General features: G+C 69.5%; 11 protein-coding genes. 8 read left to right on the plus strand and 3 right to left on the minus strand.

Features of this window, described 5'->3' with window-relative positions; genetic code table 11:
- Both Q0L11_RS05775 and Q0L11_RS05780 read left to right on the plus strand, forming a co-directional pair.
- On the plus strand, positions 1 to 459 hold a 459-nt coding region (locus Q0L11_RS05775), incomplete at its 5' end, for a response regulator (RefSeq protein ID WP_296595993.1).
- 40 nt (positions 460 to 499) lie between these two features.
- A complete protein-coding gene (locus Q0L11_RS05780; protein WP_296595994.1) occupies positions 500 to 1,852 on the plus strand; it encodes an MFS transporter in 1,353 nt (450 codons plus the stop codon).
- An 83-nt stretch (positions 1,853 to 1,935) separates the two neighbouring features.
- Here the strand turns inward: Q0L11_RS05780 and Q0L11_RS05785 are convergent, their stop codons facing one another.
- Both Q0L11_RS05785 and Q0L11_RS05790 read right to left on the minus strand, forming a co-directional pair.
- Positions 1,936 to 2,304, minus strand: coding sequence for a hypothetical protein (locus Q0L11_RS05785; RefSeq protein ID WP_296595995.1), 369 nt, complete (start codon positions 2,302 to 2,304; stop codon positions 1,936 to 1,938).
- Between the two features lie 134 nt (positions 2,305 to 2,438).
- Positions 2,439 to 4,346 carry an ATP-binding protein gene (locus tag Q0L11_RS05790; RefSeq protein ID WP_296595996.1) on the minus strand — a complete coding sequence of 636 codons (1,908 nt, stop codon included), beginning with the start codon at positions 4,344 to 4,346 and terminating at the stop codon, positions 2,439 to 2,441.
- 204 nt (positions 4,347 to 4,550) lie between these two features.
- Between Q0L11_RS05790 and Q0L11_RS05795 the strand changes: the two genes are divergently transcribed.
- The 5 genes from Q0L11_RS05795 (at position 4,551) to serA (ending at position 8,882) form a co-directional block, all read left to right on the plus strand.
- Positions 4,551 to 4,886, plus strand: a complete 336-nt coding sequence (locus Q0L11_RS05795; RefSeq protein ID WP_296595997.1) for a hypothetical protein — start codon at positions 4,551 to 4,553, stop codon at positions 4,884 to 4,886.
- Positions 4,887 to 4,971: 85 nt separating this feature from the next.
- The gene (locus Q0L11_RS05800; protein WP_296595998.1) at positions 4,972 to 5,445 is read left to right on the plus strand and encodes a hypothetical protein; all 474 of its coding nucleotides are present in this window, start codon (positions 4,972 to 4,974) and stop codon (positions 5,443 to 5,445) included.
- Between the two features lie 15 nt (positions 5,446 to 5,460).
- Positions 5,461 to 5,889 (plus strand): hypothetical protein, encoded by a 429-nt coding sequence (locus tag Q0L11_RS05805; protein ID WP_296595999.1) that lies wholly within the window; start codon positions 5,461 to 5,463, stop codon positions 5,887 to 5,889.
- A gap of 175 nt (positions 5,890 to 6,064) precedes the next feature.
- Entirely contained in the window at positions 6,065 to 7,234 is a 1,170-nt protein-coding gene (locus tag Q0L11_RS05810; RefSeq protein WP_296596001.1) for a phosphoserine transaminase, read from the plus strand.
- A 73-nt stretch (positions 7,235 to 7,307) separates the two neighbouring features.
- On the plus strand, positions 7,308 to 8,882 hold the full coding sequence (serA, locus tag Q0L11_RS05815; RefSeq protein ID WP_296596003.1) for a phosphoglycerate dehydrogenase: 1,575 nt from the start codon (positions 7,308 to 7,310) through the stop codon (positions 8,880 to 8,882).
- Between the two features lie 38 nt (positions 8,883 to 8,920).
- Here serA and pyrF read toward each other — a convergent pair whose 3' ends face one another.
- Positions 8,921 to 9,646, minus strand: a complete 726-nt coding sequence (gene pyrF, locus Q0L11_RS05820) for an orotidine-5'-phosphate decarboxylase (RefSeq protein ID WP_296596004.1) — start codon at positions 9,644 to 9,646, stop codon at positions 8,921 to 8,923.
- Between the two features lie 62 nt (positions 9,647 to 9,708).
- Here pyrF and Q0L11_RS05825 point away from each other — a divergent pair.
- A partial coding sequence (locus Q0L11_RS05825) for a MarC family protein (protein WP_296596006.1) occupies positions 9,709 to 9,916 on the plus strand: 208 nt, incomplete at its 3' end.

The following is a 9,916-nucleotide window of genomic DNA, read 5'->3' on the forward strand; positions in this document are numbered from 1 at the left end:
GCCGCGGCCGACCCCAGCCAGCCGGCCCAGGTGGACGAGCGCGGCGCCGCCGCCGCCGCGCCCGGCGCCCGGATCCTGCTGGTCGAGGACAATCCCATCAACGCCCTCCTGGCCCGCGCCCTGCTGACGCGCGAGGGCTGCGAGGTGGAGCACGCCACCAGCGGCGCCGACGCGGTGGCCGCCGTCGAGGTCGGCAAGTTCGACCTGATCCTGATGGACATGCGCATGCCCGGCATGTCGGGCGAGGAGACCGCCCGCAAGCTGCGCGCCGAGGGCGTGAAGACCCCCATCGTCGCCCTCACCGCCAACGCGTTCGAGGACGACCGCCACGCCTGCCTGGCCGCCGGCATGGACGACTTCATGGTCAAGCCGCTGTCGCCCGACGCCCTGCGCGCTGCCCTCACCCGCTGGGCCCGGCCCAACTTTACGAAGCCCGCGGCGCGCGCCAAGGTCGGCTGACCGACGACGCCGCGGGGGCGTCCGGCCGAAGCGGACGCCCATGACCTCAGCGACCACCACCGAACCGCGCCGCAAGCGCACGGCGATGGAGGTGGTCCGCTCGATCCGCCAGCCCAAGGTCGCGGTGACGCTCGGGCTCGGCTTCGCCTCCGGCCTGCCCTTCCTGCTCACCCAGAACACGCTCGGCTACTGGCTGCGCGACGAGGGCACGAGCCTGAAGGTCATCGGCTTCATCTCCTGGGTCGGCATGGCCTATGTGCTGAAGCCGTTCTGGGCGCCCATCGTCGACCGCGTGGACGTGCCCCTCCTGGCCCGCCTGGGCCGTCGCCGCGGCTGGATGCTGCTGTCCCAGATCATCGTCGCCGCCGGCCTCGTCGGTATGGCCGCGGTAGGGCCGTCCGGGGGGCTTACCGCCATCGGCGCCTTCGCCGTCATGGTGGCCTTCGCCTCGGCCACCCAGGACATCGTGATCGACGCCTGGCGAATCGAGGCCGCCTCCGATTCCGACGAGATGGGCCTGCTGTCGTCGGCCGCCCAGCTCGGCTACCGGATCGCCATCCTCATCGCCGACGCGGCCATCATCGCCGGGGCGGCGCATTTCGGCTGGCCGGCGTCCTACGTCGCCATGGCGGTGCTGATGGGGATCGGGGTGGCGGCGACCCTGCTCGGCTTCGAGCCCGCCCGCGCCGAGGCGGTGATGCACGACAAGGCGCCGCTGTGGACGCCCCGCGGCTTCTTCGACGCCATCGTCGGGCCGTTCGTCGACTTCTTCGCCACCCACAAGGGTCTGGGCCTGCTGATGCTGGCGGCCATCGCCGCCTACCGCCTGCCCGACTTCCTGATGGGGCCAATGTACAACCCCTACTACCACGACCTCGGCCTGACGAAGGACACGGTGGCCGTGGTCCGCGCCGCCACCGGCCTGCCCGGCGCCTTCATCGGCATCGCCGTCTCCGGACTCTGCGCCGTGCGGTTCGGCCTCTTCCGCACCTTGATCGTCGGCTCTGTGCTCCAGGGGTTGGGCACCGCCGCTTTCGCGCTGCTGACCCTGTCGCAGGACGTCGGCCTGTTCACCGCGGTGATGGCCCTCGACAACTTCGCCCAGGCCTTCGCGGGCGTCGCCCTCGTCGCCTACATGTCCAGCCTGACGGGCCTCGGCTACACGGCCACCCAGTACGCCCTGCTGTCGTCCACCTACGCCTTCCTCGGAAAGTTCCTGAAGGGCTTCTCGGGAGCGGTCGTGGACGGCCTTGCGCAGACCCAGGGGCTGATGGGCGCCTACGCCACGGCCTGGATCGGCACCGGGCTCACCGCGATCCCGCCGATCCTGCTGGTCCTGCTGCTGGCCCGGCTTTCCCGGCCGCGCGAGGAAACCCCGCCCGCGGCCGCATGAGAAGACGCCCCCGGAGCACGGGCTCCGAGGGCGCCTCCCTCTCCGCCGGGGGTGTGCGCCCGGCGGGATGTCAGGTCACAGCCCTAGCGGCGATGGCCGTAGCCGTAGCCATAGTCGCGGTCGTGCGTCTGGCGGGCGATCCGCGTGTCGAGCCGGTCGAAGCGGCGGTCGAGGTCGGCGCGCTCCCAGCCGTTCAGGCCGTTCACGCGGTAGCGGGCCTCGATGCGGGCGATGTCGCGGGCGTCGTCCCGCAGCTCGGCGGCTTCGCGGCGGGTCAGGGCCCCGCTGCGCACGCCCCAGTCGATGCGGCGGTTCAGCTCGTCCTGACGCTGGTTCAGATTGTACTCGCCGCGATGGGGATTGCGGTCGTAGGGCTGGGCCGAGGCGATGGCCGGGGCCGCGACGGCCGTCACGGTCGTGACGGCGGCCAGAGCGGCGATCAGGGTCTTCATGTCTGGTCTCCTTGGGTCCGTGTCGGCCGGGGATCGGCCTTCAGTGACGACAAGAGACCACGCCGCGCCTGACGGCGGTCTGAGGCCCACGGTTGGGCGAGGTTCACCTACATTGCAGAAGGTTCAGGCGGCGATCAGGCCGCGGCGCCGGCCTGCACGTTGGCCACGCCGCCGGTGGCGGCCGCGTTCAGCACGGCCGAAATGGCGTCGTACAGCTTGGCGATCTCGATCGGCTTGGCGACGTGGGCGTCCATGCCGACGGCCAGGTATTCCTCGACCTGGTGGGTCAGGGCGTTGGCGGTCAGCGCCACGATGGGGGTCCGGCGGCGGCTTGCGGCCTTCTCCGCGTCGCGGATCGTCTTCGCGGCGGTGATGCCGTCCATCACGGGCATCTGGATGTCCATCAGGATCAGGTCGTAGCTGCCCGTCCGCCAGGCCTCGACCGCCTCCTTGCCGTCCGGGACGATATGGACCTCGATGCCCAGCGAGCCCAGCACGGCGGCCAGCACCTGCTGGTTTGTCGGGTTGTCCTCGGCGGCCAGCAGGCGCAGGTCGCCCTCGCCCGAGGCCTGCGCCGGCTCGGCCGACTGCAGTGACGTCGGGCGGCCGCGGCCCAGGGGCAGTTCGACGGTGAAGGTCGAGCCGTGGCCCTCGCGGCTCTCGACGTTGATCGAGCCGCCCATCATCTGGGTCAGCTCGCGGCAGATGGCGAGGCCCAGGCCCGTGCCGCCGAACCGGCGGGTGGCCGAATTGTCGGCCTGGGTGAACTTCTCGAACAGGCTGGGCAGCTTCTCGGGCGGGATGCCGACGCCCGTGTCGGTGACGACGATGCGCAGGCCACCGGCGGCGCCCACGTCCACATGGGCCGAGACCGCGCCCTGGGGCGTGAACTTGACCGCGTTCGACAGCAGGTTGCCCACGATCTGCCGCAGCCGGTCGGCGTCCCCGCGCCACCAGCCGCGGGCCTCGTCGGCGATGGAGACCGCGAACCCGAGCCCCTTGGCCTTGGCCATGATCTCGAAATTCTCGCGAACCTGCTCGATCGCCACCTCGGCGTCGAAGTCCTCTTCGAACAGGGTCAGCTTGCCGGCCTCGATCTTCGACAGGTCGAGGACGTCGTTCAGCACGGCGAGCAGCAGGCCGCCCGAGCGGCGGATTACGTCGAGGCGGTCGCGCTGGACCTGGTCCAGTTGGCCCAGCGCCATCACCTCGGCCATCGCCAGCACGCCGTTCAGCGGCGTGCGGATCTCGTGGCTCATGTTCGCGAGGAACTGGGTCTTCAGGACGTTGGCCGCGTTGGCCTCGTCGCGGGCCGCCTCCAGCTCGCGCATGGCGCGCTTCAGGTCGTCCTCGCGCTCGGCCAGCTTGCCCAGCAGGTGGTTGAAGCTCTCGGTCAGGCTCTGGAACAGCTCGTCGGACGCATCCACCTGCACCGGCGTGAAGTTGCCGCTGGCGGCCACGTCGTGCATCGCCTGCGACAGCGTCTGAACGGGCTTGATCACCCGGTGCGCCAGGCTGCGCGCCAGGAACAGCGCCACGCCGACGCCGCCGAACAGCAGCACGAACGTCAGGGCGATGAACTGCGGCAGCAGCGGCGCCAGCGACGGCTGGCGGACGGTCATGGAGAACTGGCCGACGGTTCGCCCGTCCACCAGGATCGGCTTCGCGATGGTTTCGGTCGCGGTCTTTTCCGGCTGCGGCGCGCCGAAGCTGGCCAGGTCGCGGCCGGCGGCGTCGGTCACGCGGCCGGCGACCACGTCCTTGCTGGCCTGCACGGCGCCGATGGCCTGGCGCAGGTGGACGCGGTCGTTGGCGGCCAGCGAGGGAGCCGCCATCTGGGCGCCGATCTCGGCGAGGCCGTCGTGGAACTGGTGCGATTGGGTGCGCGCGACGGCCCACTGCTGCAGCATGAAGGTCAGGCACGCGGCGACCAGGACCACGACGGTCGTGATCAGCCCCACTCCGGCCACGCGGGCATGGAACGTCGCCGTGGGCGCAACGCTCTCCACGCCGTGCTCGGACGTATCCCCCCGCAGGTTCATGTCGCGAGGGATAGACCGATAGTCCTAACGCTTCGCTTCCGTAGCAATCTGAGGTGGAGGGCGCTTCGCTAAAACTGTGCCTTTGGCGCCACGCTACAACTAGCCGCAGAAGAAAACATGGTTAACAACCGATGAGTCCATTGCGTAGCTGGTAATCCTTCATTTACCTTAACGCGTGTCGGGTAACTTTAGGGGTGTATCCACATGGACAAGGTTTTCGTGGCCAAGCGCGTGGCCGAGAAGCTGTTCCAGACTGAAGCCGCCGTTGACGGCGCTCTGGTCGAAGCGGCCGAACTGATGAGCGAAATGCTCAAGGCTCGTAAGGACGTGAATACCTCGCTGGTGTTCGCTGACGACGTGCAAGTGAAGATGATGGAAGCCATGAAGGCTCTGAGCGAAGCTCGGACCGCCATGGTCGCCGTCCACGGCGAGCTGAACGAAGCCAAGCTTCGTCTCGGCATCCGCACCAAGATGAACGGCATGGACAAGCCGGCGGAAGGCGTGTCGCGCGAACAAACCACGATGCGCGAAGCCATCTAAACGGCTCTTCCGTTGGTTGCCCGACGGATCATTGCAATAGATTAACTGGTTAGGCGCCTCTAATCCTGATTAGGGGCGCTTAATCATGCCGATCGGACTCCTCATCGACGTATTCTCCGTCCTCTGCGCGATCTTCGCGCTGTGGAAGGGCGGTCGTGCGGAGCGTTCGGCGGCGCTGGTCGTCCTGGCCAACATTGCCATCGGACAACTGGGCCGGGTCGTCGCCCCGGGCGCCGACGGAATGATCCGCCTCGTCAACGACGGTCTGACAGCCCTGGTGCTGCTGGGCGTGACCGTGCGCTATGGCGCAATGTGGATGGGCGGCGTCATGCTCTTCTACGCAGCCCAGTTCGCCATGCACTCGTACTACCTGGTCACGATGCGCAAGACGGGCGATTACCTGAACGCCCTGATCAACAACATCAACTTCACCGGCATCATCTGGTGCCTGGTGATCGGCACGGTGGTCGCCTGGCGCCGACGCACGGTCGCCGCCCGAGGGCTAAAGGCGCAAGCTGCGCCATCTGCGCGCATGGACGCCCCGGTTCCGCCCGTCTAAGGCCCACCGGGCCTCATGCCCACGTCGCCCATCGTCCTTTCCCAGATCGCACTCGCCATCGCGGCCGTCGCCTTCGCCCTCTGGAAGGGCGGGTCGCCTGAGCGCGCCACCGGCGCCGTGGTCGGCCTGAACGTGGCCGTGGGCCTGCTGACCGACCTGTTCCTCGACCCGTTCCCCGATCTCCTGCGGCTGGGAATGGACGCCCTGACCGGCCTGCTCCTGCTCTGGATCGTGATGCGCTGGGGCGCGACCTGGATGGGGGCGATCATGTTCCTCTACGCCGGCCAGTTCGCCCTGCACGCCTACTATCTGTCGACCGGCCGCGATCAGTCCGACTACCTCCACGCGGTCATCAACAACGCCGACAACACCGCCATCGTGCTCTGCCTGATCGCCGCCACAACCCTGGCTTGGCGGCGGCGCGGGTCGGGAGCGGCGGCCTAGCCGCCCGCTGGCGCAGATCGTCGCAGCCAGGGCATTTCCTGCCCCTGATGCAGGCCTCCCGGCTCCCACGACAGAAAAGTTTCGCTTGCGCTGCCGCTCGAATGCGGGCTTCTGGCCGGCGGGCCACGCCCCCCCAACGGGGCGCTGCCCATCTGCAAGGATGGGAGACATCGCTATGACTACCCCGCCGAAGCCGGCGCTCCGCCCGGCTCGTCCCGAGTTCTCTTCCGGCCCGTGCGCCAAGCGCCCCGGATGGAATCCCGAAAATCTCAGCAACGCCGTCCTCGGCCGTTCGCACCGGTCGAAGATCGGCAAGGCGCGCCTGAAGGAAGCCATCGACCGCACCCGCGAGGTGCTGGGCGTTCCCGACGACTACCTCGTCGGCATCGTGCCCGGCTCCGACACCGGCGCCGTCGAGATGGCCCTGTGGTCGATGCTGGGCCCGAAGCCCGTGCAACTGCTGGCCTTCGAAAGCTTCGGCAAGGACTGGGTGACCGACGTCACCAAGCAACTTAAGATCGAGGCCGAGGTGCTGGACGCGCCCTACGGCAAGCTTCCCGACCTGTCGAAGGTCCGCAAAGACGCCGACCTGGTCTTCACCTGGAACGGCACCACCTCGGGCGTCCGCGTCCCGAACGCCGACTTCATCGCCGCCGACCGTGAAGGCATCACGATCTGCGACGCCACCTCGGCCGCCTTCGCCCAGGATCTCGACTGGGCCAAGCTCGATGTGGTCACCTTCTCCTGGCAGAAGGCCCTGGGCGGCGAGGCCGCGCACGGGGTCCTGATCCTGTCGCCCCGCGCGGTGGCCCGCCTCGAGAGCTACACGCCGGCCTGGCCGATGCCGAAGCTCTTCCGCATGACCAAGGGCGGCAAGGTCACCTTGGACCTCTTCGAAGGCGCCACGATCAACACGCCCTCGATGCTGGCCGTCGAGGACGCGGTCGACGCCCTGAAGTGGGCCGCCTCCATCGGCGGCTTCGCCGAGATGAAGCGCCGGGCCGACGCCAACCTGGCCGTGCTGGACGCCTGGGTCGCCAAGACCGACTGGGTGGCCTTCCTGGCCGAGGATCCGGCCTGCCGGTCCAACACCTCGGTGTGCCTGAAGGTCGTCGACCCGCGCGTCGCCGCCCTCTCGCCCGACGCCCAGGCCGACTTCGCCAAGAAGCTGGCCTCGGTGCTGGAGAAGGAAGGCGCGGCCCTGGACGTCGGCGGCTACCGCGACGCCCCGCCCGGCCTGCGGATCTGGTGCGGCGCCACGGTCGAGACGTCCGACATCGACGCCCTGACGCCGTGGCTCGACTGGGCGTTCGCCTCCGTCGTCGCCGACCTCGCCGCCGCCTGAGCGGCCGCAAGCCCACAGCCCGACATCATCCCTCCCGGCCACGCCGGGAGGGCTCTCCCCGAGGAGATTCACCATGCCCCGCGTACTCATCGCTGACAGCCTCAGCCCCGCCGCCGTCGACATCTTCAAGCAGCGCGGCGTCGACACCGACATCAAGACCGGCCTCAGCAAGGACGAGCTGATCGCCATCATCGGCGACTACGACGGCCTCGTCGTCCGTTCGGACACCAAGCCGAACAAGGACGTCATCGCCGCCGCCAAGAAGCTGAAGGTCATCGGCCGCGCCGGCATCGGCGTGGACAACATCGACATCCCCGCGGCCACCGCCGCCGGCGTCGTCGTGATGAACACCCCGTTCGGCAACTCGATCACCACCGCCGAGCACGCCATCGCGCTGATGTTCGCCGTGGCGCGCCAGCTCCCCGCCGCCGACGCTTCCACCCAGGCCGGCAAGTGGGAGAAGAACCGCTTCATGGGCGTGGAGCTCTACGCCAAGACCCTGGGCCTGATCGGCGCCGGCAACATTGGCGGCATCGTCGCCGACCGCGCGCTGGGCCTGAAGATGAAGGTCGTCGCCTACGACCCCTTCCTGTCGCCCGAACGCGCCGTGGAGATGGGCGTCGAGAAGGTCGAGCTCGACGAGCTGCTGGCCCGCGCCGACATCATCACCCTGCACACACCGCTCACCGACAAGACCCGCAACATCCTGTCGGCAGAGAACCTGGCCAAGACCAAGAAGGGCGTGCTGATCATCAACTGCGCCCGCGGCGGCCTGGTGGACGAGGCAGCCCTGCGCGCGGGCCTGGAGAGCGGCCACATCGGCGGGGCGGGCTTCGACGTGTTCAGCCAGGAGCCGGCCAAGGAGAACGTGCTGTTCGGCGCGCCCAACCTGGTCGCCACGCCGCACCTTGGCGCCTCGACCAACGAGGCCCAGGAGAACGTCGCCCTGCAGGTCGCCGAGCAGATCAGCGACTACCTGCTGACCGGCGCCGTCACCAACGCCCTCAACAGCCCCTCGGTCACCGCCGAGGAAGCCCCGCGGCTGAAGCCCTTCGTGGCCCTGGCCGAGAAGCTGGGCGCCCTGGCCGGCCAGATGGTCGATTTCGGCATCAAGTCGGTGGACATCGCCTTCGAGGGCCAGGTCTCGACGCTCAACACGCGCCCGCTCAGCGCCGCGGCGCTCGCCGGCGTGCTGCGCCCGATGCTGGCGGAGATCAACATGGTCTCGGCGCCGGCGGTGGCGAAGGAGCGCGGGATCACCGTCTCCGAGAGCAAGCAGGACGACTCGCCCATCTACGAGAGCCTGGTGCGGATCACCGTCACCACCGAGAAGGGCAAGCGCTCGTTCGCGGGCACGGTCCAGGCCGGCGCCCCGCGCGTCGTCGAGGTGAAGGGCATGGAGCTGGACGCGCCGTTCCTGCCGCGCATGCTCTACATCAACAACCTGGACAAGCCCGGCTTCATCGGCGCCCTGGGCGGCCTGCTCGGCGAGGCGGGGGTGAACATCGCCACCTTCAACCTCGGCCGCATCGACGCCGGCGACGACGCCATCGCCCTGGTGGGCGTCGACCAGGAGCCGACCGAAAAGCTGCTGGCCGCCATCCAGGCCCTGCCGCACGTGAAGGAAGCCCGCGCCCTGCGGTTCTGACCCTCGGGTTCCGGTCCCGGCTCGGCCGGGGCCGGCCTTCAGACCCCCGCCATCTCCGCCGCCACCCGGCGCGCCGCCGCCTGCGGATCGTTGGCGGCGGTGATCGGGCGACCGCACACGATGTGGCTCGCCCCCGACCGCAGCGCGTCGGCCGGCGTCGCCGCGCGGGCCTGGTCGTTCTTCGCCGCCCAGTCGGGCCGCACGCCCGGCGTCACCACCAGGAAGTCCTTGCCGCCCAGCTTGCGGGCCAGCTCGGCCTCGTGCGGGCTGGCGATCACGCCGTCGCAGCCGCTGGCGATCGCCTGGTGGATGCGCCGCTCCACCAGCGCGCGCGCCGTCTCGTGGTAGCCGGTCTCGACCAGGTCCGCGTCGGTCAGGCTGGTCAGCACCGTCACCGCCAGGATCTTCAGGTTCGACGCGCCCTTGCCGCGCACCGCCGCGGCCATCACCTGCGGCTCGCCGTGCACGGTGAGGAAATCGCAGCCTGAGCCGGCCAGCACCGCCGTCGCCCGCTGCACCGTGGTGCCGATGTCGTGCAGCTTCCAGTCCAGGAACACCTGCTTGCCGGCGGCCTTCAGCTCGCGCGCCAGCGTCATCCCCTCGCCGCCCGCGAACAGCTCCAGCCCCACCTTGTAGAAGCTGACCGCCTCGCCCAGCGCCTCGACCATAGCCCGCGCCTCGGCCACGGTCGGCAGGTCCAGCGGGATGATCAGGCGCGGATCGGCCTTGGTCACGGGTTGCGCGAGCACGGTTGCGGCGGCCATGGCGGGGCTCCGTTTGGGGGGCGGGGTGTTCCGCCGACGTCGATTTGGGCTAAGACCCTGGAATGAGCCAGGGCGAGTTCGCGGTCAACTTCTTCGTGGCGCTGTTCGCGCTGATCGACCCCGTCGGCAACGTCCCGCTGTTCGCGGCGGCGACGGCGGGCGCCCGCTCGCGCGACCGCGCCTGGATCGCGCTCTACATCTCGCTCTTCGTCCTCGGCTTCCTGACCTTCTTCTACTTCTCGGGCCTCAGCCTGCTGGAGTTCTTCGGCA

Origin of the sequence: Phenylobacterium sp. (assembly GCF_024508875.1) — a bacterium.
Lineage (GTDB): Bacteria > Pseudomonadota > Alphaproteobacteria > Caulobacterales > Caulobacteraceae > Phenylobacterium.

What these genes read in the sequence shown, in the direction of transcription:
- Q0L11_RS05780 (WP_296595994.1), top strand. Translation starts at nt 500, where the DNA reads ATGACCTCAGCGACCACCACCGAACCGCGCCGCAAGCGCACGGCGATG.
- Q0L11_RS05785 (WP_296595995.1), bottom strand. Translation starts at nt 2,304, where the DNA reads ATGAAGACCCTGATCGCCGCTCTGGCCGCCGTCACGACCGTGACGGCC.
- Q0L11_RS05790 (WP_296595996.1), bottom strand. Translation starts at nt 4,346, where the DNA reads ATGAACCTGCGGGGGGATACGTCCGAGCACGGCGTGGAGAGCGTTGCG.
- Q0L11_RS05795 (WP_296595997.1), top strand. Translation starts at nt 4,551, where the DNA reads ATGGACAAGGTTTTCGTGGCCAAGCGCGTGGCCGAGAAGCTGTTCCAG.
- Q0L11_RS05800 (WP_296595998.1), top strand. Translation starts at nt 4,972, where the DNA reads ATGCCGATCGGACTCCTCATCGACGTATTCTCCGTCCTCTGCGCGATC.
- Q0L11_RS05805 (WP_296595999.1), top strand. Translation starts at nt 5,461, where the DNA reads ATGCCCACGTCGCCCATCGTCCTTTCCCAGATCGCACTCGCCATCGCG.
- Q0L11_RS05810 (WP_296596001.1), top strand. Translation starts at nt 6,065, where the DNA reads ATGACTACCCCGCCGAAGCCGGCGCTCCGCCCGGCTCGTCCCGAGTTC.
- serA (WP_296596003.1), top strand. Translation starts at nt 7,308, where the DNA reads ATGCCCCGCGTACTCATCGCTGACAGCCTCAGCCCCGCCGCCGTCGAC.
- pyrF (WP_296596004.1), bottom strand. Translation starts at nt 9,646, where the DNA reads ATGGCCGCCGCAACCGTGCTCGCGCAACCCGTGACCAAGGCCGATCCG.